Raw genomic sequence first — 21,257 nt, 5'->3', positions numbered from 1 at the left:
GGCGCGTCAGGCCCCCAGGGGGGCGCACCGGGCCGCTCGGGCGGCGGATCGGATGTTTCAGGCGGTCCGGGCGGTCCGGGCGGCTCATCCGGCCCCCAGCGGCGGCGCCGGTGTGCCGCCCGCGTCCAGGTAGGCCTGCGGCGGCTTCAGACGCTGGCCCGGGAAGCCGCCCTTCTCGTACTTGAGGAGCTTCTTCGCCTTCTCCGGGTCGGTCTCGCCCTCGCCGTACGCCGGGCAGAGCGGGGCGATCGGGCAGGCGCCGCACGCGGGCTTGCGGGCGTGGCAGATGCGGCGGCCGTGCCAGATCACGTGGTGCGAGAGGTCCGTCCAGTCACTCTTGGGGAAGAGCGCGCCGACGGCCGCCTCGATCTTGTCCGGGTCACTCTCACCGGTCCACCGCCAGCGGCGCACCAGGCGCTGGAAGTGCGTGTCCACGGTGATGCCGGGGCGGCCGAAGGCATTGCCCAGCACGACGAACGCGGTCTTGCGGCCCACGCCGGGCAGCTTGACGAGGTCTTCCAGCCGACCGGGAACCTCACCGCCGAAGTCCTCCACCAGGGCCTTCGACAGCCCTATCACCGATTTCGTCTTGGCCCGGAAGAAACCGCACGGGCGGAGGATCTCCTCCACCTCCTCGGGGTTGGCGGCGGACAGGTCCTCCGGGGTCGGGTACTTGGCGAAGAGGGAGGGTGTCGTCTGGTTGACGCGCAGGTCGGTCGTCTGGGCGGACAGGACGGTGGCGACGACCAGTTGGAATGGGTTCTCGAAGTCCAGCTCGGGGTGTGCGTACGGAAAGACCTCGGCGAGCTCGCGGTTGATGCGGCGGGCCCGGCGGACCAGGGCGGTACGCGACTCGTCACCCGGCGGGTGGACGACGGTCCTGGCGGGGGCGGTGCCCTTGATGCGGGCCGTGGCCTTCTTGGGCGCGACCGCGACCTTCTTGGCGGCGGGCGCCTTCTTCACGGCAGCGCCCTTCGCGGCCTTCTTCGCGGAGGCGCCCTTCGTCGTGGACGCGGGCTCCTTCCCGGAAGCGGTCTTCTTCGCTGGCGCGGCCCTCCTCGCGGAGGCGGCCTTCTTCACCGGCTCCGCCTTGTTCCGTTTCGCCGTTTTCCTACCGCCATCGGGGCTCTGTTCGCCCACAGCGGAATTGCGACGTACAACCACCCGCGCAGCCCCCTCGGCCTGTGCTCTCACCGGCGATTTGGACACCCGGCCAGCCTAAGGCCCGGCACCGACATCCGCCCCGGCCCCTGAGGACCGGCGCCCAATTGGACCCCTGCCGCGTACCCCGGGACACGTGTGCGGCATCCTTGTGACAGATCACACTGTTTGGACTGCCCGACAAAATGGGCACCACGGTCCCTCGGTACACGGGGGAGCAAGACCCCCTGAGCAGGTCGACAAGGAGAGAACTCGTGGACGACGTTCTGCGGCGCAATCCGCTCTTCGCGGCGCTCGATGACGAGCAGGCCGCGGAGCTCCGCGCCTCCATGAGTGAGGTGACCCTCGCCCGCGGTGACTCGCTGTTCCATGAGGGCGACCCCGGAGACCGCCTGTACGTGGTCACAGAGGGCAAGGTGAAGCTCCACCGCACGTCCCCCGACGGCCGCGAGAACATGCTGGCCGTGGTCGGCCCCAGCGAGCTCATCGGCGAGCTGTCGCTGTTCGACCCGGGCCCCCGCACCGCGACCGCCACGGCACTGACCGAGGTCAAGCTGCTCGGCCTCGGCCACGGCGACCTCCAGCCCTGGCTGAACGCCCGCCCGGAGGTGGCCACGGCGCTCCTGCGCGCCGTCGCACGCCGGCTCCGCAAGACCAACGACGCGATGTCGGACCTCGTCTTCTCGGACGTCCCAGGCCGCGTCGCCCGCGCCCTGCTCGACCTGTCGCGCCGGTTCGGCGTGCAGTCCGAGGAGGGCATCCACGTCGTGCACGACCTCACGCAGGAAGAGCTGGCCCAGTTGGTCGGCGCGTCCCGCGAGACGGTCAACAAGGCCCTCGCGGACTTCGCCCAGCGCGGCTGGCTGCGCCTGGAGGCCCGCGCCGTGATCCTCCTGGACGTGGAACGCCTCGCCAAGCGCTCACGCTGACCGCACACCTGGCCGTACGTCATCGGGCCCCGTCTCCTCGCGAGACGGGGCCCGACGTCGTCAAGGAAGCGGAAAGCGCGACCTACGACGGCCCTGCCCCCGGCATGTGGCTTCCTCGCCCGGGCGGGCTTCTCGGTCACTGGATCGCCGGAGAGTACGTGCCCGGGGTCAAAGGGCCGCCTCCTTGAGAGCGCTGGCCGCCTCCCTTGGGGCTCCGGCCGCGTCCTGAGGGCCCTAGATGAGCCCGTGATCCTCCAGATAGTCCATCTGCGCCCGTACCGAGAGTTCCGCCGCCGGCCACAGGGAGCGGTCCACGTCCGCGTAGACGTGGGCCACGACCGCGGGCGGGGTGCGGTAGCCGTCCTCCACGGCCGTTTCCACCTGGGCGAGGCGGGTGGCGCGGTGGGCGAGGTAGTACTCGACGGCGCCCTGGGCGTCGTCCAGGACGGGGCCGTGGCCGGGCAGGACGGTGTGGACGCCGTCGTCGACCGTGAGGGAGCGCAGGCGGCGCAGGGAGTCCAGGTAGTCGCCGAGGCGTCCGTCGGGGTGGGCCACGACCGTCGTGCCGCGGCCGAGGACCGTGTCGCCGGTGAGGACCGCCCGGTCGGCCGGGAGGTGGAAGCAGAGGGAGTCGGAGGTGTGACCTGGGGTCGGTACGACGCGCAGTTCCAGTCCGCCGGTGGTGATGACGTCTCCGGCGGCCAGGCCCTCCCCGCCCAGCCGCAGTGCCGGGTCGAGGGCACGCACCCGCGTGGCGGTCAGTTCGGCGAACCGGGCGGCGCCCTCCGCGTGGTCGGGGTGGCCGTGGGTCAGCAGGGTCAGGGCGACGCGCTTGCCGGCCTGCTCGGCCGTGGCGACGACCTGGCGCAGGTGCCCGTCGTCCAGCGGACCCGGGTCGACCACCACGGCCAGGTCCGAGCCGGGCTCGGAGACGATCCAGGTGTTCGTGCCGTCCAGGGTCATAGCCGACGCGTTGGGGGCCAGGACGTTCACGGCCCGCGCGGTGGCGGGCCCCGAGAGGACCCCGCCGCGGGGCTGGCCGGGAAGGGCGCTTGCGTCCGTCATGCGGTTGCTCCACCGGTCGCGATGTGCTTGGTGAACTCGTCGTGGCCCGGCCAGGAGAGCACGATCTCCCCGTCCGCCAGGCGGGCGGTGGCCAGGACGGGCGTGAGGTCACGCTCCGGGGCGGCGTCGAGCGCCCCGGCGGCCGTCCCGTACGCCGTCAGCTGACGCAGGGTCGCGATCGTCGGCGGCATCATCAGCAGCTCGCCCTTGTCGTACCCGGCCGCCGCCTCGTGCGGGGCGATCCACACCGTGCGGTCGGCCTCCGTGGAGGCGTTCCGGGTGCGCTGCCTCTCGGGAAGCGCGGCCACGAAGAACCAGGTGTCGTAGCGGCGGGACTCGAACTCCGGGGTGATCCAGCGGGTCCAGGCGCCGAGCAGGTCGGAGCGCAGGACCAGGCCGCGGCGGTCCAGGAACTCCGCGAAGGACAGGTCCCGGGCGACCAGGGCGGCCCGGTCCGCCTCCCAGTCGGCACCCGTGGTGTCACCGACGACCGAGTCGGCGCCCGGCCCGGCCAGCAGCACGCCCGCCTCCTCGTACATCTCGCGTACGGCCGCGCAGACGATCGCCTGGGCCGCCGTCTCGTCGACGTCGAGCCGGTCCGCCCACCACGCGCGCGTGGGGCCCGCCCAGCGGACGTGGTGGTCGTCGTCGCGCGGGTCGACACCGCCGCCCGGATACGCGTACGCGCCTCCCGCGAAGGCCATGGAGGCGCGTCTGCGCAGCATGTGGACGGCCGTGCCACTGCCGGTGTCCTTCAGGAGCATGACGGTGGCCGCGCGCTTCGGGGTCACCGGGGTGAGGGTGCCGGCCGCGAGTGCGCGGATGCGGTCCGGCCACTCCGGGGGGTACCACTGACCGTTCGCCATGGGCGCGAGGCTATCCCGTGACGGGCGGATGTTCGAGTGGCCACCGGAGCCGGATCCCGCAGCTGAGGCCCCCGAAGAGGGTGCTACGCGAGCTCGACCTGGATCTCGACCTCGACCGGTGCGTCCAGCGGCAGCACCGCCACGCCCACCGCGCTGCGCGCGTGCACGCCCTTGTCGCCGAGGACCTCGCCGAGCAGCTCGCTCGCGCCGTTCAGCACCGCGGGCTGGCCCGTGAAGTCCGAGGCCGAGGCCACGAAGCCGACGACCTTCACCACGCGCGCGATGCGGTCCAGGTCACCGGCGACGGATTTCACGGCGGCCAGGGCGTTCAGCGCACACGTGCGTGCCAGCTCCTTGGCCTCCTCCGGGGTGACCTCGGCACCGACCTTGCCGGTGACCGGAAGCTTGCCGTCCACCATCGGGAGCTGCCCGGCGGTGTAGACGTACGGCCCGGACTGCACGGCCGGCTGGTAGGCGGCGAGCGGCGGGACCACGTCGGGCAGGCTCAGGCCGAGCTCGGCCAGCTTCGCCTCGACGGCGCCCACTACTGCTTCTCCCGCTTCAGGTAGGCGACGAGCTGCTCGGGGTTGTTCGGCCCGGGCACGACCTGGACGAGCTCCCAGCCGTCCTCGCCCCAGGTGTCCAGAATCTGCTTCGTGGCGTGGACGAGCAGCGGCACGGTTGAGTATTCCCACTTGGTCATGCGGCCGACTCTAGCCGCTGGCGGGCAGGGCCCACGCGGCCGACTACGGCACCGGTTATCCACAGCCTCCCGCGTAGCCCGGGCACGAACTGGTTAGGCTCGAATACGTGAGCAGGCTCCAGGTCGTCAGTGGCAAGGGCGGTACCGGCAAGACCACGGTGGCCGCGGCCCTAGCGCTGGCCCTGGCCACGGAGGGGAAGCGGACGCTTCTCGTCGAGGTCGAGGGCCGTCAGGGCATCGCGCAGCTCTTCGAAACGGAAGCGCTGCCTTATGAGGAACGGAAAATCGCGGTAGCACCCGGGGGCGGGGAGGTGTACGCACTCGCCATCGACCCCGAACTGGCCCTTCTGGACTACCTCCAGATGTTCTACAAGCTGGGCAGCGCCGGACGGGCCCTGAAGAAGCTCGGCGCGATCGACTTCGCCACCACCATCGCGCCCGGCCTCAGGGACGTCCTCCTGACCGGCAAGGCGTGCGAGGCGGTGCGGCGCAAGGAGCGCAGCGGGCGGTTCACCTACGACTACGTCGTCATGGACGCCCCGCCGACCGGGCGGATCACGCGCTTTTTGAACGTGAACGACGAGGTCGCGGGACTCGCCAAGATCGGCCCGATACACAATCAGGCGCAGGCCGTGATGCGGGTGCTGAAGTCGTCCGAGACGGCCGTGCACCTGGTGACGCTGCTGGAGGAGATGCCCGTCCAGGAGACCGTGGACGGCATCGCCGAGCTGCGTTCGGCCCGGCTGCCGGTGGGGCGGATCATCGTGAACATGGTCCGGCCGGAGGTGTTGGACGAGACCGATCTGGAACTCGTACGGACGGTCCCGCGTTCCACTGTCGCGCGGTCCCTGTCGTCCGTGGGGCTCGGCGGGGCGCGGCGCGGCGGGCACGCCGAGCGGCTGGTGGACCCGTTGCTCACGCAGGCCGAGGAGTACGCCGAGCGGTACACGCTGGAGCACGAGCAGCGCGCGGTCCTGGCCGAACTGGGCCTGCCGTCGCACGAACTGCCGCTGTTCGCCGAGGGCATGGACCTGGCGGGGCTGTACGAGCTGGCCCGTGAGCTGCGCGAGCAGGGCGTGTCATGAACCAGCACAGACAGGCAATGCCGGAACGGTCCGCGAGGCCCGCACGGCCAGCAGGGTCAGCAGGGTCAGCAGGGCTCGCACGGCCGACGAGGTCCGCACGGCCGGCAAGGCCTCCACGGTCCGCACGGCCAGCGAAGCCCGCACGGCCGGCAAAGCCCGTCATGAGTCGGAAGCAGGGGATGTCATGAGTCGTCCGGACCCGGCCCACCACCGTCTGTCGCCGCCGCGTCTGCTCGATGTCGATCCGCTGCTGGAGGACCCGAAGACCAGGATCGTGGTCTGCTGCGGCTCGGGCGGGGTCGGCAAGACCACGACCGCGGCGGCCCTGGGCCTGCGCGCCGCCGAGCGGGGCCGCAAGGTGGTCGTCCTGACCATCGATCCGGCACGCCGGCTCGCCCAGTCGATGGGCATCGACTCGCTGGACAACACCCCCCGCCGGGTGAAGGGCATCGACGACTCCGCGGGCGGCGAACTGCACGCGATGATGCTCGACATGAAGCGCACCTTCGACGAGATCGTCGAGGCGCACGCGGACCCCGAGCGGGCCGCCGCCATCCTGGGCAACCCCTTCTACCAGTCGCTCTCGGCGGGCTTCGCGGGCACGCAGGAGTACATGGCGATGGAGAAGCTCGGGCAGCTGCGCTCCCGGGACGAGTGGGACCTGATCATCGTCGACACCCCGCCGTCCCGCTCGGCGCTGGACTTCCTGGACGCGCCCAAGCGGCTCGGCTCGTTCCTGGACGGCCGGCTGATCCGGCTGCTGACGGCACCGGCGAAGCTGGGCGGCCGGGCCGGGATGAAGTTCCTGAACGTCGGGATGTCGATGATGACCGGGACCCTCGGCAAGCTGCTCGGCGGTCAGCTCCTCAAGGACGTCCAGACGTTCGTGTCCGCGATGGACACGACCTTCGGCGGCTTCCGCACCCGCGCGGACGCGACGTACAAGCTGCTCCAGGCGCCCGGCACGGCGTTCCTCGTGGTCGCGGCGCCGGAGCGGGACGCGCTGCGCGAGGCCGCGTACTTCGTGGAACGCCTGGCCGCGGAGGACATGCCGCTCGCCGGTCTGGTGCTCAACCGGGTGCACGGCAGCGGCGCCGACCGGCTGTCGGCCGAGCGGGCACTCGCCGCCGCGGAAAATCTTGAAGAGCCCCGCATTGTGGATCAGGAGGGCGGGAAAGCAGTACTTCGTAACTCCCCCGAAGCACAGGACAGTTCAGACTCTCCCACGCCCGGAACACCAGATGGGGCTCCGGCATCGGCTCCCGATGGTGGCTCCCCCACCGAGGACACCGAGCACGCCGAGAACACCGAGGACACCGAGCGGTCCGTCGACCAGCTCACGGCAGGCCTGCTGAGGTTGCACGCCGATCGCATGCAGCTGCTCTCTCGTGAGCAGCGCACGCGTGACCGCTTCACCGCGCTGCACCCCGAGGTGGCCGTGACGGAAGTGGCCGCACTGCCCGGCGACGTGCACGACCTCACGGGACTGCGCACCATCGGCGACCGGCTCGCGGCCGACGAGCGCGAGCTGCCCGACCCCGCCGACCAGCCGGAACCGCCTGAGGCGACTGCTGAGGGCAACCCGGCGAGCGCGCGGGGCACCTGAGCCACTGCCAGGAACGCGCGGGTGATGGCGAAGGGCCCGGACAGAGCCCTCAGACCACAGAGCCCTCAGACCAGGGCCCACCAGGGCCTGGGGAGCTCCCGGGAGGGACTCCTCAGCTCACCGCCGCGTAGTTCTCGTAGATCTCGTCGTCGTCGAGGGGCAGAACACCGCACCCCCGCTCGTACTCCGTACGCGCCGTCTCCAGCAGCCGGCGCCAGGAGGTCACCGTGGGGCGCCTGCGCAGCAGTGCGCGGCGCTCCCGCTCCGTCATGCCTCCCCACACACCGAACTCGACGCGGTTGTCGAGCGCGTCGGCCAGGCACTCCGTGCGCACCGGGCAACCGGTGCACACCGCCTTGGCCCTGTTCTGCGCTGCTCCTTGAACGAACAGTTCATCCGGATCGGTAGTGCGGCAGGCCGCCTGCGCACTCCAGTCGACTACCCAGCCCATACCGGCGCCGTCCTCTCCCGAATCGAGGCTCCCCCACGGCGGCAGCGGCATATTCACCGCCGCCAGTTGAGGACGTTACGGAAGGTGGGCACAGCGCAACACCCCCTTCGGGCCCAATCTTGAATGGCCCGAACGGACTATGGGTAAGCGGCAGATCACCCGGGGGAGTGAGCTGGCGGCATACGTAACTTTCCCGGCAAAGCAGGACAGTTCACCTGCGTCACAACGGACGCCGTATGACACACAAGGCGGATTCGGACACGGCCCCACCAAAAAAGTTGGGGAACACCCAGAACGATTCGGGGTCGCCGGACGTATTGATACGTGACCTCACTGCTGTGACAGTTGAGAGCAGCTTAGGCCAAGGCCTATACGCCTGTCCGGCGAATGAGAACGTAGGCTGCCCTCATGCCAAACAAGCGCTCGGGCGGTGGTCTGTCTCCCACGCAGCAGGCCGCCAAGTTCCTCGGTGTCAGTGTCCTCGCGGGAGCCGTACTGGCCGGCATCGCGCTGCCGGCGGTGGGCGCGCTGGGACTTGCGGCCAAGGGATCGGTCGAGAGCTTCGACGACCTCCCGGCCACCATGAAGGCCCCGCCGCTCAGCCAGCGCACCACGATCCTCGACACCGACGGCGGCCAGATCGCCACGGTCTACTCGCGCGACCGTACGGTGGTCCCCCTCAAGGACATCTCGCCGTACATGCAGAAGGCGATCGTCGCGATCGAGGACTCGCGCTTCTACCAGCACGGTGCGGTCGACCTGAAGGGCGTCCTGCGCGCCCTCAACAAGAACGCCCAGACCGGCGGAGTCTCCGAGGGCGCCTCCACCCTGACGCAGCAGTACGTGAAGAACGTCTTCGTCGAGGAGGCGGGCAACGACCCGACCAAGGTCGCGCAGGCCACCCAGCAGACCATCGGCCGCAAGATCCGCGAGCTCAAGTACGCGATCCAGGTCGAGGAGGAGCTGGGCAAGAAGAAGATCCTCGAGAACTACCTGAACATCACGTTCTTCGGCCAGCAGGCCTACGGCGTCGAGGCCGCGGCCCAGCGCTACTTCTCCAAGTCCGCCAAGGACCTCAGCCTGGAGCAGTCCGCCCTGCTCGCCGGCATTGTCCAGTCGCCCAGCCGGTACGACCCGGTCAACGACGAGACGGAGGCCACCAAGCGCCGCAACACCGTGCTGCAGCGCATGGCGGCCGTCGGCGACATCTCCAGGGCGCAGGCCGCCGACGCGATGAAGGCACCGCTCGGCCTGAAGGTCAGCAAGCCCAAGAACGGCTGCATCACGGCGGCCAAGGGCGCGGGCTTCTTCTGCGACTACGTGCGCGAGGTCTTCCTGACCGACCCGGTCTTCGGCAAGACCAGGGAGCAGCGCGCCAAGATCTGGAACCAGGGCGGTCTCACCATCCGCACGACCATGGACCCGCAGGCCCAGAACGCGGCGCAGCGGTCCATCAAGGAGCACGTCTACAAGAGCGACGAGGTGGCCACCGCCGCCTCCCTCGTCCAGCCCGGCACCGGCAAGATCCTCGCCATGGGCCAGTCGCGTCCGTACGGCTTCAAGAAGAACGAGACGCAGATCAACCTGTCCGTCGACCAGTCGATGGGCGGCGGCATGGGCTACCAGCCCGGTTCGACGTTCAAGCCGATCGTGGCCGCCGCGGCCATCGAGGACGGCATGCCGGCGAACAAGGTGTACTCGTCGCCATACCAGATGGCGTACCCGAGCCCGGTCTCGGCCTGTGACGGCAAGCGGTGGGTGAACGACCCCAGCAGCCCGGCCAAGCTGGAGAACGAGAACTCCTCGGAGGTCGGCCCGTACGACATGCGGGAGGCGACCGCCAAGTCGGTCAACACCTACTACGTGCAGATGATCAGCGACATCGGCATCTGCCCGGTGACGAAGATGTCGAAGAAGATGGGCGTCGTGCGGGCCGACGGCGACAAGATGCCGCAGGTGCCCTCGATCGCCCTCGGCACCCAGGAGATGTCCCCGCTGACCATGGCGAACGCGTACGCCACCTTCGCCTCGCGCGGCATGTACTGCACGCCGGTCGCCATCGAGTCGGTCAGCCGGCGGGTCGGGGACAAGACCTCGTCGCTCCCGGTTCCGAAGTCGACCTGCTCGCGCGCCATGTCGGAGAACACCGCGGACACGATCAACACGCTGCTGAAGGGCGTCGTCGAGGACGGCACGGGCAAGAAGGCCGGGCTCGGCAGCCGCCCCAGCGCCGGTAAGACCGGTACGACGGACGAGCGCTACGCGGCCTGGTTCGTGGGCTACACGCCGAACATGGCCGGTGCCGTGTGGGTCGGCGACCCCGCGCACAAGCGGAAGATGGTCAACATCACCATCGGCGGCCGGTCGCACAGCAAGGTCTTCGGTGGTGAGGTTCCCGGCCCGATCTGGGGCGACATGATGACCGGCGCGCTGGAGGGCAAGCCCGTCGAGGACTTCAACACCGTCCACATCCCCGACAGCAAGCCGCGGGACCGCGGTGACGGGGACGACGACGGTGGCGGCCGCGACGACGGTGGCAACGGCGACGACGACGGCTTCATCGGTGGCCTGGTCGGCGGCAACAACAACGGCGGAGGCGGCGGCGAGCCCTTCCCGACGCCCTCGTTCTCCATCCCGGAGGGCTTCATCCGGGGCCAGAGCAACGGCGGCGGCAACGGCAACGGCGGCCGGTTCGGCTGAGCCGCGGGCGTACCGGAACGCGCCCGACGGGGCCAGGCCCCTCTTGCCGGCGTGAGTGAGAGGGTGCGTGCCGGAACGCGGCCCGAGACGGCCCGGAGTGCCCGAACGCGCCGAAGGGAACGGCCCCCTCTCACCCGCGTGGGTGAGAGGGGGCCGTTCCCGTCCGCCTGAAGGGCCAGCCGGCCGGCAGCGCCTCCGGGCGCCCGGTCAGCGGGCCTCCGGGACAATCACCAGGCCAGCGGGCCTCTGGGGCGAGCGCAGGTCAGCGGGGCTCTGGGACATTCACCAGGCCAGCGGGCCTCTGGGACGATCGCCAAGTCAGCCGGCCAGCAGCTTCTTCACCGCGGTGGCGACGCGGCCGCCCTCGGCCTGCCCGGCCACCTTCGGGTTCACGATCTTCATGACCGCGCCCATGGCCCGCGGCCCCTCGGCACCGGCCGCCTTCGCCTCCTCGACGGCCTGGGCGACGATCTCCTGGAGCTGCTCGTCCGACAGCTGCTGCGGCAGGTACGCGGCGAGAACCTCGCCCTCCGCCTTCTCCCGCTCGGCCTGCTCGGCACGGCCACCCTGAGCGAAGGCGTCGGCCGCCTCACGCCGCTTCTTCGCCTCCCGGGTGATCACCTTCTGCACCTCGTCGTCGGAGAGCACGCGCTTCTCCTTGCCCGCGACCTCCTCCTTGGTGATCGCGGCGAGCGTCAGCCGGAGCGTCGAGGAGCGCAGCTCGTCGCGCTCCTTGATCGCAACGTTGAGGTCGTCCTGCAGCTTCGACTTGAGCGTGGTCATGGAGTCGATTGTCGCAGGTGCGGGAGGAAGAGCGCCCCTTCATTTAAGAAGCCGCGTAGTGGGCCGTGCAGGGAGCTGTGGCCGAAGGACCGGTGCCGTCAGGGGATTTCGGGCGCCGCCCGGGCACGGACGACGGCCGGGGTCTGACACGATGGGTCGTATGCACGCGCGATACGGAGTCCCCCTGGGAATCGCGGCGGCTGGCGCCGCCGGTCTGTTGTACGCAGCGGGCTTCGAGGCCCGCTCCTTCCGCCTGCGCCGGGTCACCGTCCCGGTCCTGCCCCCGGGAATGCGCCCCCTGCGTGTGCTGCAGGTCTCCGACATCCACATGGTCGGAGACCAGCGCAAGAAGCAGCGCTGGCTGCGGTCGCTGGCGGGCCTGCGCCCCGACTTCGTGATCAACACGGGCGACAACCTGTCCGACCCGGAGGGCGTCCCCGAGGTCCTGGACGCGCTCGGCCCCCTGATGGAGTTCCCGGGCGCATACGTCTTCGGCTCCAACGACTACTACGGCCCCAAGCTGCGCAACCCCGCCCGCTACCTGTTCGAGAAGACCCAGGGCCGCCACGGGCTCAACGGCAACGCGCCGGCCGAGGGCGTGGTGCACAACCCGTGGGAGGACCTGCGGGACGGCTTCGACTCGGCGGGCTGGCTCAACCTGACCAACTCGCGCGGCGAGCTCAAGCTCGAGGGCGTCTCGGTGGAGCTCACGGGTCTGGACGACCCGCACATCAAGCGGGACCGCTACGCGCAGGTGGCCGGCGGCCCGTCCGAGGCGGCGGACTTTTCGATGGGCGTCGTACACGCCCCGTACCTGCGCACCCTGGACGCCTTCACGGCCGACGCCTACCCCCTGATCCTGGCCGGCCACACCCACGGCGGCCAGCTGTGCATCCCCTTCTACGGCGCCCTGGTCACCAACTGCGACCTGGACACGGACCGGGTGAAAGGCCTGTCCAGGCACACGGCCGAGGGCAATACGTCGTACCTGCACGTGTCGGCGGGCTGCGGCACGAACCGCTACACACCGGTACGGTTCGCATGCCCGCCGGAGGCCACGTTGCTGACGCTGGTGGGTCGCGAGGACCCGACCAGGTAGCACGAGGGGACCGTAGGCAGCCGGGCGGGTAACCCGCACAGCCCCGCCCACATCGCCCCCTATGTCCGCTTCTGTCAGCGTGGGGTCATGACCGCCCCGATACCCCGGGACATCCCGGACCTTCCAGCGATCCCGCCCCCGCCGGCGTTGAAGCCCTCGCCCGTGCCCGCCACGGCCGTCGTCACCCCGGTCCGCCGCCCCGCGGCCGCGGCCTTCCGCCTGCTGGTCGCCCTCGCGGCGGCCGGGGGCGTGACACTCGAAGTGCTCCTCGGCGACCCGTCCCGAATCCTGAGCCACTTCACGATCCAGAGCAACCTGCTGCTGGCGCTGGTCATGGCCCTCTCGGCCCGACGCGCGTGGACGGCGAGCCGGCCCCTGCCGGGTGCCGTGATGGGAGCGACGCTGCTCTACGTCGTCATCGCGGCCCTCGTGCACCACCTGCTCCTGGCCAACGAGGCGAGCCCCTTCCCCCTCACGGGCGAGGCCGCCGCCCCGACAGGTGTCCACGCCCTCTCCCACGCAGTGCTGCACACGGTGACCCCTATCGCGGCAGTACTGGACTGGCTCCTGCTCACGCCCCCCGGCCGAATGCGCCTCCGACAGGCCGGCATCTGGCTCCTCTACCCCATGACCTACCTGACCTTCTGCCTCATCCGAGGCGAGCTGCTCCTCCCGGGCACACCCGACCGCTACCTCTACCCGTTCCTGGACGTCGGCCAGGACGGCTTCAAGCGCGTTCTCGGCAACGCCCTCCTCCTGGGCCTCGCCTTCTACGCCCTGGCCGTGCTCCTCGTGGCCCTCGACCACGCCCGCCCGAACCCCACCCGCCACCGGGGGAAAACCGGATTTCGTCTCTAGCCACCGGTGGGCTAAAGTAAACGTCGTCGCCGCGACAGCAGCGACATCGGGGTGTAGCGCAGCTTGGCAGCGCGCTTCGTTCGGGACGAAGAGGTCGTGGGTTCAAATCCCGCCACCCCGACAGCTAGAACACCAGGTCAGGCCCGGTGCTGAGAGATCAGCACCGGGCCTGATTTGCTTTGCGGGCCCAGTTTGGGAGCCATTTGGGAGCCGACTTCGGGGAGCGGCTCCCAGCGAGAGGTGTTCCGCCTCGAGTACACCTTGCGCTCCGCAAGAGTCACCCCACGGCTTGTGCCGAGGAGAGAACAGACGGTACGACGATCGACTAAATGACCGGCAGCTCGCTCCTCACCCGCATCGGAGGCGGATCCGACCCCGTCACGTCGGACAGCCCCGAGTTCGCTCTCACCGCCCGCGCGCTCAAGGAGCGGCGCCTGATCACCATGCCTAAGCAGGATGGGAAGTGGCAGGCGGAGATCACTGACGCGGGGCGCTTCTACCTGGAACACGGCCATCACCCGGACCGGCCGGAACCAGCTCAGCGCAGGCAGCGGTCAACGGACTCCGGCCAACGGACACCGCCGGCCCCTCCCCCGCGGAAGCAAGTCACAGCCCCGTCCCCGACGAGGCCGGCGCCGCAGCGCGCCGCCAAGCCCCCACAGCCGTCGCCGGCGGAAATCGGAGCCGCCTTGATCGCGGAGGTACAGCAGGCTGGGCGGTTCCTCCGGATCCCCAACCCCAGCGACCAGGAGCGAGCCCGCTACCGCAGGGCGTTCGACGCGGCCCGGCAGTGTGCCCCCGAGGGATACAGCCTGAAGTACAGCGGGCGGACGAAGGGGGACTTCTTCCTCGGCCTGCTCCGGGTGACCGGCGAAGACGAGACCGAGTGGAACCGTATCCGGCTGGCGCGCAGCCGTGTGATCACCGATGTCGAGGACGTGATCGCCGCAGTCAGCGCGGACCACAGCGCCTTCGAGATCTCGGAGGAGGTCCTCCCCCGGGTGCTCTCGCTGCTCCGGCTCCTCGCCGAGGAAGCCCTCGCACGCCACGGCGAGATCGCGGTGTCGAAGAAGCGCAGGCAGCCGAGGCCGCTGCTCACCGTCCACGGCAGGACGTACGAGGTCGGCCTCCGCGAACGGCAGAAGCCGGTCCGGTACGTCCCCAAGCAGCCGGGCCGTCGCACGTACGACTGGCAGCGTGTCACCCCAGCTCAGAAGTTCGAGCCGTCCGGCGAACTGGAGCTGCTGGTCAGCCAGCAATCGGGTTACAGCTACGGCTGGAAGAAGGAATGGGCTGACACAGCCAAGAAGCCGTTGGAGGAGCAGATCGGTTCTGTCTTCCGGGCGTTGAAGGCTCGCGCCGAGGAGCAGGAGCGGGCTCGGCTGGAACGTGAGGCGGAGCAGCAGCGCCTGCGAGAGGAGCGGGAGCGGCAGGAGGCAGAGCGTCGGCGCCTAGAAGCTGAGCGGGAGGAACGCGAGCGGCGCGAGTGGGAGGCCACCGTCAGCGTGGCTTCGATCAAGGCGGTTCACGCAGTACGGGCCGAGCACTTCGGTACGGCCCTTGAGCGGTGGCAGGCGGCAGGGGAGATCCGGACGTTCTGTGCCGCTCTGGATGAAGCCGCCGCGGCGTCGGAAGACAGCCTCGAAGCCGAGAGGCTGCGAGAGTGGTCGACTTGGGGGAAGACGGAGGCCGACCGGCTCGACCCCACCCTCAGCGGCAAGGGCTTGGCTTCTCTCAACTTCGATGCGGAGCCGACGGGAGATCAACTGCGGCCGTTCCTCGACGGCTGGCACCCACACCGGCCGGAGAAGGAGAAGAAGCCCGCTACACAGCCGGCACCGACCAAGGTGGATCCAGATCCGTGGCGCGGTCTCATCGACGCACGTCAGGATCAAGGCTGGCGATATGGACGCCAAGGTCGCGCTCAATGGTGGAGGCGATGACGCCGTGACCGCGGTCGCGTAGGGCCTTGACCGCCTTCTCGACCAGCTCTCCGAGCCGGATGACCTCGGCGCGCAGGGCAACCAACTCGTCGTAGCGGTCGGCCTTGTCCTGGCCGCACCACGCCCGGACGCTTCGCAGGACGGCCGCCTCCGCGTCCAGCTTGCGCTCGTCGCGCCGGCTGTAGGAGTACCAGGAGGGCTGCGCACGCTCCTGCTCGATGTCCTGCTGCTTGCGGTCCACCTCCGGAAGGATCTCGTCGGCGAGGCGTCCGGCCACGTGGCGGGCGATGCGCTCGGTGACCGGCCACCCGGCCAGGTACATGCCGTGGCGGTTCTCGAACACCATGGTGTCGCCGCGGAGTTCGGCGGCGTCCATGCCGATGAGCGGTGCAGTCTCGTCGAGGCGGCTCAGCTCCAGAACGCCTGCGTCCGCCACCGTTCGGCGCAGGCGCAGCCTGTTCTTTGGGCGAACGAATCCGAGGATCATGCGGGCGGCCTCAAAATCCGTGCTGCCCCGGACGTGGCGAGAGGACTCCACCAGTGCCAACTCCGCCGCGTCGTCCGCGCGGAACGTATCGACATCCGCCCACGGCGCTACGAGAGAGCCGGAATTGACCCACTCCTGCAGACCGCTGGCAACCTGGGCTGCCGGCGCCGTGCTCGGTCCGCACTTCCCACACCCCATCGCTGACCAGATGGTGGAAGGGATAGGCGGGTGTGGTCCCGCGCGGTGGACCGTACTCCACCAGCAGTTGCTTCAGCCCTCGCCCAGGTCGCTCTCGTCCAGAAGCCGCTTGCTCAACGCGGCCGAGGACAACGGCCCCGCAGCCGGGGCATTCCTGCCCTCTTGGCGTCCTGAAGCGGAGGCGGAAGACGTCGGGTCCGTGGCGCGAGTGCTGCCGTTGGAGCAGGCCGCCAGGACCAGGACGGACAAGGTGCCCAGGCAGAGGGCGGTCGTGGTGGGAAAGCGCATGTGAAACCCCAATGTTGGTGCGGAGTGGACGGCCTGACTAACCCGGCTCTCCGGGGCCGGCGATGTGCAGGGGAAAGGGGACAGGGGGTTTCGTGGGAGTCAGTGGCCGAGGTGGCGCAGCCCGTCCGCAAGGGTGGGGTGCCAGCGGTCGGCCGGACCGGAGTGGCGGTTGTACCAGGTCGCGTCCAGTCCCGGCTCCTTCGTCGTATGGCCGACACGGCACCGTAGCCACACCGAGTCGTCGCGCATGCAGAGGACAACCCAGTTCTGGTAGGCGCCGCACTCGGGACACTCACGTACCTCGCCGTCGATGAGGAGCGGCTGGCCCCAGGGCATCATGAACCCGGCGACATCCTGGCGGGACGGCGCCCGAAATTCCGGCGGCAGGAAGTCGGAGTCCAGCGCAGCCTCCGTGGCGTCCTGGGCGGTAGGAGCGATCGAGCCGGGCGCATCAGGCCAGGGCATTTCGGTGTGCGTCTGCAGCAGCGCTTGGCCCGCACGCTGGGCATCACGGAACTCACGGTCGGCGCGAGCACGGCGCCGGAATATTCGGAACATACGGGTCTCCTTCTCTGCCATCCGGCGAGTTCGAGGAACGGGCCGCTCGGAAAAATCGGCGGTCGGCGAGGAGCGGCACAACAGCCACTCCCGGGGCGCGGGTCGTCAGCTGCGGCGGAGGACCATGAGCCGGCCCTCGGCGTCTTTGGGCAGGGTGCGGCGGGGCACCAGGGCCGGCGAGGCCAGAGTGGAGGCGAAGGCGGCGACCAGGTCATGGGGGATGCTGGCGCTGAAGCTGGCGCACCACAGATATGGGGCGCCGAGAACGGGTTCCGCCCACGCCTGCCACCCCATCAAGTCAGGGCGGGGATCCGCGTCCTGGACAAGCGGCGGCTGCAGCCCCAGGGAAACCGTGGCGGAGAACCCGGGGTCCATGGCGGTGGTGTGTGGGCAGTCCAGGTCACGGACCCAGCCTTGGGCACCGAGCGCGTTGAGGACCGTCTCGGGCTCCTCTACGCCGATTTCCGGTGCCTCGCGGACGTCGAGGGCCACGAGGAGGTCGGCCAGCGCCTCGTACGGCATACCGGCGGTGAAGTAGGCGTTCCACTCCGCCATCGCGGAGTCGGCATGCGGGCGAGCGCTCAGTTGCCAGGCCACGGGCAGCCCGCCCAGTTCGAACGGGTAGGCCGCAAGGATCCACTCGGCACCGCACAGCTCGTCCGGGCTCACGTACAACAAGGTGTTGCGGGAGGTGGGCCACATGCGCCAGCCGAGGCCGGTCAGGGTGGCCCCAACCTGCTCGGCGAGAGCGTTGTCGTCACCGGCCAAGTGGCGCGGGCTGACCCAGTACAACGGCTCCTGCGAGTCGTCGGGGAGGGAGTCGCTGGGGTGATGCGGGTACAGGGGCGCCTCCGTGGGCTTCGGGGGTAGGTGCTCTGGCAGGGCGTTGTACGTTGACATGGTCTGCGGGCGGGCACCAGTCCTTTCCGGGGCTTTCCTGTCTGCCCCGAGCGAACTGGAAAGAAGCTGTCCTTTGTCATCCAATCGAGGCGTTTGACAGCGAACTCAGTCGTTTCGGCTTTTCTGACAGTGAATCTAGTCGGAGGGGTGATCACGCTGGGGGTGTCGAATGTCGGTATCGACAGGGGTGGAGAGCACTGCCCCGTACGTCGAGGTGTCGTGTCGTGTGGACGACAAGCGCGGGAGTAAGCGGCGTCGTCCGTTGCTGGACTGCGCGACGGCCAGGTTCGAAGACGCGGTGCCGGTCCGGCCGTTTCGGTGGTCGTGGGGTGGGCGCCATTTCCCCGGGTGGTACTGGGCGGCGACTACAGGGCAGCACGTCGGTTTCGAGTCGTGGTTGGAGCGGGACCGGCTGGTGCTCATGGACTTCGATCCTGCTGTGGTGGGGATAGCGTCCCAGCCATTCTGGCTGCACTGGCACGACGGGGAACGTGAGCGTCGGCATGCCCCGGACTTCTTCGTACGCCGGGTCGATGGCTCGGCGGTGGTCGTCGATGTCCGTGCCGACGACTGGATCGCTCCGCGGGATGCCGAAGCGTTCGAATTGACGCGCAAAGCCTGCGCGGAAGTCGGGTGGAGGTTCGAGCGGGTGGGGACGCCGGAGGCAGTGCTATTGGCGAATGTCCGGTGGCTGTCGCGCTACCGGCACCCCCGCTGCCGACGGGAGCCGGTAGCAGCTCGGCTGTTGGAGGTCTTCTCGCAGCCGGGGCCGCTGATGGCCGGGGCCGATGCGGCTGGCGACCGGCTCGCGACGCTGCCTGTGTTGTTCCACCTCTTGTGGAAGCACGAGTTGTCGGCCGAACAGATGGACATCGAATTGCTCGGGCCGCGCACGGTCGCGCGCCGGGCTGGCGGGAGTGCCGGATGACGAGCGAGGAGCGTCGGGTCCCGCCGACGGCGCGGATCGCGGAGTTCCCTAAGAAGGCTGCTGAACAGGCTCGTTGGTGGGAAGGACACATCTTGGAGGTGCTGCACGGATTGCCGCCGGATGCTCCCCACGGGGCAGTGCCGCGGCCGGAGTTCGACCCTCGGCAACGTTGCCTGGCCGAGCGGGAGCGGGCCAAGGCCGCCGAGCTGACCGCGGCGGGCCATCGGATGACGGCCAGTGGAATCAAGCAGCGGCGCCAGCGTTATCAGCGCGACGGGCTGGTCGGGCTGGCGGACGGCCGGTCGGCCAAGAAGCTGCCGGACTTCGGCCAGATGTCCCCGTTGGTGGTCGAGGCGATGAGGCAGGCGATCGCCGAGACGGCCGATGCCTCCTCAAGGACGGTCCGGTTCATCATCTGGCGGACGAAGGAGATCCTGGTGTCCCGCGAGGATGCCGATGGCATCGAATTGCCTACGGAGCGCACGCTTTATCGACTGTTCGACAAGTTGGCGGTCGGCACGCACGCGACCGGTTCGGCGAGGACACGCCGCTCGTTGCAAGCGCGTCCGGCCGGCCCGTTCGGGGAAGTCCCGGCTATCGCGCCGGGCGAGCTGATGCAGATCGACTCCACTCCGCTGGACGTTTTGGTACGGCTGGATGACGGCATCGCGGAGAAGGTCGAGCTGACCGCGCTGGTCGACATCGCGTCCAGGTCGATCACGGCGGCGGTGCTGCGTCCGACGACGAAGGCGGCCGACGCCTCCGCCCTCCTGGCCCGCAGCATCACACCGGAGACGATGCGGCCGGGCTGGCCACAGGCGCTGCGGATGTCCCGGTCGCTCCTGCCGCATCGGCGGCTGCTGGCCCTGGACGAGCGGCTGGACCAGGCGGCGGCAAGGCCGGTGATCGTTCCAGAGACGATCGTCTGCGATCACGGCAAGGTGTTCATCTCACACAACTTCCGTGCCTCCTGCCGCTTTTTGGGCGTCTCGCTGCAGCCGACGCACAAGGCGTCGCCCTTCGAGAAGGGCGTGATCGAGAAGACGCTGGGATCGGTGGCGACGCTGTTCGCGCAGTTCGTCGCGGGGTACACCGGCCGCTCGATCGACCGCCGTGGCCGGCATGTGGAAGACGGACCGCTGTGGTCCTTGCCCGAGCTGCAGGACCTGCTGGATGAGTGGATCGTCACGGTCTGGCAGAACCGGCCGCACGACGCGCTGCGCGATCCCAGCGCGCCGAAGCGGGCGTTCTCGCCGAACGAGAAGTACGCGATGCTGCTGGAGTCGTGCGGCTACGTTCCGGCCCCGTTGAGCGGTGAGGACTACGTCGAGCTTCTGCCGGAGCGGTGGCACGCGATCAACGCCTACGGCATCCGGATCAAGCGCCGCACCTACGACAGCCCGGAGTTGAACCCGCTACGCCGTCAGCACTCCGGGGTCGCGGAGAAGAAGGGCTTGTGGGAGGTCCACTACGACCCCTACGACATCTCGCGGATCTGGGTACGCGACCGCCGCGGTGAGAGGGACCGGTGGATCACCGTGTTCTGGCGGCACCTGCACCGCGTCGGCGTCCCGTTCGGTGAGATGGCCTGGGATCACGCCCGCCAGCAGAATCCGAACGGCAGCGAAATCCAGATCACGGAAGCGGCAGCCGCCCTGCTCAAGCGCGCCCACGACGGCCCTGTCGGCGAGGAGCACCCTCCGGTCAAACGATCAAGGAAGGATCGCCGGGTTGCAGCCCGCACCCGAGCGACCGCCCCGAGCCGGGAGATCCCTGATCCACCGGCCGAGAGCGAGCCCGTGGCCGAGGAGACGGCGGACTCCGCGCTGGCAGAGGTCATCCCGCTGGGCCTGTTTGACCCGCTGGCCGATCCTTGGAGGCGCACGTGACCATCTCCAAACCGGCGGCCCGACGCCACGTGCTGCAGGAGACCGACGCCGAGGCCGACCGGCAGCTGAACACGTTGACTGGATGGCGCAGGTTCATCGACGGCCCACCCACTCCCCCGGTCTTGGCGTCGCGCAGTGCTTGGCAGCAGATGAACCCAGCCGAGCGGGATCTCTATGACGAGTCCCGCCTTGACCATCACGCTCGGATGCTCACCGTCGCCACCTCGTTCGTCGAGCGGACGGCGATCTGCGGCCGTCGTCTGGTGCTGCTGAACCGGCACGCGATCAGCGCCCGCCGCGGGCTGATCGTTTCCGGCCCGGCGGGAACCGGAAAGACCATCGCCATCACGCAGTTGGGGCTCTCCCATGAACTCCTGGACCGGGCCCGGCATCCTCATGCCACACACCGGATTCCGGTCGTCTATGTCACCGTCCCGCCCGCCGCGACCGCCCGCATGATCGCGACCGAGTTCGCACGCTTCCTGGGCCTGCCGGTGCGGGCACGCTCGAACATGACGGACATCATCGAGGCTGTCGTCGGTGTCTGCACCGATACCCGCACCGCTCTGGTGCTGGTCGACGAACTCCACAACATCTCGCTCACCAGCCGCCACGGCGCCGAAGTCGCCGACACCCTCAAGTACTTCTCCGAACGTCTGCCCGCCACCTTCGTCTATGCCGGCATCGACATCGGCGAATCCGGGCTGCTGTCCGGGACACGCGGCGCCCAGATCGCGGGCCGCTTTACCCTGATCCCCTC

Annotated in this window: 21 protein-coding genes, 1 tRNA gene and 1 pseudogene; 11 read left to right on the top strand and 12 right to left on the bottom strand. The window is 69.6% G+C overall.

The features are described 5' to 3' along the window. Window positions 1-84 precede the first annotated feature (84 nt). Window positions 85-1,080: an endonuclease III gene (gene nth / locus C1J00_RS06350; protein ID WP_102908040.1), complete on the bottom strand. Its 996-nt coding sequence runs from the start codon at window positions 1,078-1,080 to the stop codon at window positions 85-87. Between the two features lie 335 nt (window positions 1,081-1,415). On the opposite strand from nth, the gene C1J00_RS06345 reads away from it, so the two are divergent. Continuing rightward, entirely contained in the window at window positions 1,416-2,090 is a 675-nt protein-coding gene (locus tag C1J00_RS06345; RefSeq protein ID WP_020129286.1) for a Crp/Fnr family transcriptional regulator, read from the top strand. A gap of 234 nt (window positions 2,091-2,324) precedes the next feature. Here C1J00_RS06345 and C1J00_RS06340 read toward each other — a convergent pair whose 3' ends face one another. From C1J00_RS06340 to sp36, 4 genes are all read right to left on the bottom strand, one after another. Further along, window positions 2,325-3,155 (bottom strand): MBL fold metallo-hydrolase, encoded by an 831-nt coding sequence (locus tag C1J00_RS06340; protein ID WP_102908039.1) that lies wholly within the window; start codon window positions 3,153-3,155, stop codon window positions 2,325-2,327. After that, entirely contained in the window at window positions 3,152-4,021 is an 870-nt protein-coding gene (locus C1J00_RS06335) for an NUDIX hydrolase (RefSeq protein ID WP_102908038.1), read from the bottom strand. Before C1J00_RS06335 ends, C1J00_RS06340 begins: the two co-directional genes overlap by 4 nt. 83 nt (window positions 4,022-4,104) lie before the next feature. Further along, the gene (locus C1J00_RS06330; RefSeq protein WP_031115991.1) at window positions 4,105-4,566 is read right to left on the bottom strand and encodes a RidA family protein; all 462 of its coding nucleotides are present in this window, start codon (window positions 4,564-4,566) and stop codon (window positions 4,105-4,107) included. Beyond that, complete coding sequence (gene sp36, locus C1J00_RS06325; protein ID WP_097218487.1) at window positions 4,566-4,724, bottom strand: Sp36 family protein; 159 nt, start codon at window positions 4,722-4,724, stop codon at window positions 4,566-4,568. The genes C1J00_RS06330 and sp36 overlap by 1 nt, the downstream gene beginning before the upstream one ends. A gap of 107 nt (window positions 4,725-4,831) precedes the next feature. Here sp36 and bagA point away from each other — a divergent pair, with 107 nt between their 5' ends. Together bagA and bagB are read left to right on the top strand one after the other, a co-directional pair. Continuing rightward, window positions 4,832-5,809 carry an ATPase BagA gene (gene bagA, locus C1J00_RS06320; protein WP_102908037.1) on the top strand — a complete coding sequence of 326 codons (978 nt, stop codon included), beginning with the start codon at window positions 4,832-4,834 and terminating at the stop codon, window positions 5,807-5,809. 184 nt (window positions 5,810-5,993) lie between these two features. Further along, window positions 5,994-7,415, top strand: a complete 1,422-nt coding sequence (gene bagB / locus C1J00_RS06310) for an ATPase BagB (RefSeq protein WP_102908036.1) — start codon at window positions 5,994-5,996, stop codon at window positions 7,413-7,415. Between the two features lie 112 nt (window positions 7,416-7,527). On the opposite strand, the gene wblA is transcribed toward bagB, so the two are convergent. Beyond that, window positions 7,528-7,866 (bottom strand): transcriptional regulator WblA, encoded by a 339-nt coding sequence (gene wblA, locus C1J00_RS06305; protein ID WP_030846174.1) that lies wholly within the window; start codon window positions 7,864-7,866, stop codon window positions 7,528-7,530. A 408-nt stretch (window positions 7,867-8,274) separates the two neighbouring features. Here wblA and C1J00_RS06295 point away from each other — a divergent pair, with 408 nt between their 5' ends. Continuing rightward, window positions 8,275-10,566 (top strand): transglycosylase domain-containing protein, encoded by a 2,292-nt coding sequence (locus C1J00_RS06295; protein ID WP_102908035.1) that lies wholly within the window; start codon window positions 8,275-8,277, stop codon window positions 10,564-10,566. 318 nt (window positions 10,567-10,884) lie between these two features. Here the strand turns inward: C1J00_RS06295 and C1J00_RS06290 are convergent, their stop codons facing one another. Next, entirely contained in the window at window positions 10,885-11,349 is a 465-nt protein-coding gene (locus C1J00_RS06290; protein ID WP_102908034.1) for a GatB/YqeY domain-containing protein, read from the bottom strand. Between the two features lie 160 nt (window positions 11,350-11,509). Here C1J00_RS06290 and C1J00_RS06285 point away from each other — a divergent pair, with 160 nt between their 5' ends. From C1J00_RS06285 to C1J00_RS06270, 4 genes are all read left to right on the top strand, one after another. Then, on the top strand, window positions 11,510-12,448 hold the full coding sequence (locus C1J00_RS06285) for a metallophosphoesterase (protein WP_102908033.1): 939 nt from the start codon (window positions 11,510-11,512) through the stop codon (window positions 12,446-12,448). Between the two features lie 87 nt (window positions 12,449-12,535). Continuing rightward, entirely contained in the window at window positions 12,536-13,306 is a 771-nt protein-coding gene (locus C1J00_RS06280) for a Pr6Pr family membrane protein (RefSeq protein WP_102908032.1), read from the top strand. A gap of 47 nt (window positions 13,307-13,353) precedes the next feature. Beyond that, a tRNA-Pro gene (locus C1J00_RS06275) sits at window positions 13,354-13,427 on the top strand. A 568-nt stretch (window positions 13,428-13,995) separates the two neighbouring features. Then, window positions 13,996-15,249, top strand: coding sequence for a hypothetical protein (locus C1J00_RS06270; protein WP_245936225.1), 1,254 nt, complete (start codon window positions 13,996-13,998; stop codon window positions 15,247-15,249). Here C1J00_RS06270 and C1J00_RS06265 read toward each other — a convergent pair. The 5 genes and pseudogenes from C1J00_RS06265 to C1J00_RS06245 form a co-directional block, all read right to left on the bottom strand. Continuing rightward, entirely contained in the window at window positions 15,179-15,877 is a 699-nt protein-coding gene (locus C1J00_RS06265; RefSeq protein WP_342751681.1) for a PE-PGRS family protein, read from the bottom strand. The two genes, C1J00_RS06270 and C1J00_RS06265, sit on opposite strands and share 71 nt — an antisense overlap. Then, window positions 15,843-16,010, bottom strand: a pseudogene (locus tag C1J00_RS46450) (phosphorothioated DNA-binding restriction endonuclease family protein); the annotation flags it as partial. The gene C1J00_RS06265 and the pseudogene C1J00_RS46450, both read right to left, overlap by 35 nt. Next, on the bottom strand, window positions 16,007-16,222 hold the full coding sequence (locus tag C1J00_RS06255; RefSeq protein WP_180989436.1) for a hypothetical protein: 216 nt from the start codon (window positions 16,220-16,222) through the stop codon (window positions 16,007-16,009). The pseudogene C1J00_RS46450 and the gene C1J00_RS06255, both read right to left, overlap by 4 nt. A 99-nt stretch (window positions 16,223-16,321) precedes the next feature. Next, window positions 16,322-16,780, bottom strand: coding sequence for a hypothetical protein (locus tag C1J00_RS45075; protein ID WP_180989435.1), 459 nt, complete (start codon window positions 16,778-16,780; stop codon window positions 16,322-16,324). Window positions 16,781-16,885: 105 nt separating this feature from the next. After that, a complete protein-coding gene (locus C1J00_RS06245) occupies window positions 16,886-17,680 on the bottom strand; it encodes an SPDY domain-containing protein (RefSeq protein WP_102908030.1) in 795 nt (264 codons plus the stop codon). Window positions 17,681-17,849: 169 nt separating this feature from the next. On the opposite strand from C1J00_RS06245, the gene C1J00_RS06240 reads away from it, so the two are divergent. The 3 genes from C1J00_RS06240 to C1J00_RS06230 form a co-directional block, all read left to right on the top strand. After that, window positions 17,850-18,608, top strand: a complete 759-nt coding sequence (locus C1J00_RS06240) for a TnsA-like heteromeric transposase endonuclease subunit (protein ID WP_102908029.1) — start codon at window positions 17,850-17,852, stop codon at window positions 18,606-18,608. A gap of 98 nt (window positions 18,609-18,706) precedes the next feature. Next, window positions 18,707-20,497 carry a Mu transposase C-terminal domain-containing protein gene (locus tag C1J00_RS06235; RefSeq protein ID WP_342751680.1) on the top strand — a complete coding sequence of 597 codons (1,791 nt, stop codon included), beginning with the start codon at window positions 18,707-18,709 and terminating at the stop codon, window positions 20,495-20,497. After that, a partial coding sequence (locus C1J00_RS06230; RefSeq protein WP_102908028.1) for an ATP-binding protein occupies window positions 20,494-21,257 on the top strand: 764 nt, incomplete at its 3' end. The genes C1J00_RS06235 and C1J00_RS06230, both read left to right, overlap by 4 nt.

The sequence above is a fragment of the Streptomyces cahuitamycinicus genome (assembly GCF_002891435.1).
GTDB classification, from domain to species: Bacteria; Actinomycetota; Actinomycetes; order Streptomycetales; family Streptomycetaceae; genus Streptomyces; species Streptomyces cahuitamycinicus.
The sequence above is the reverse complement of the archived record's forward strand: the minus strand, read 5'-3'. Positions and strand labels throughout refer to the sequence as shown.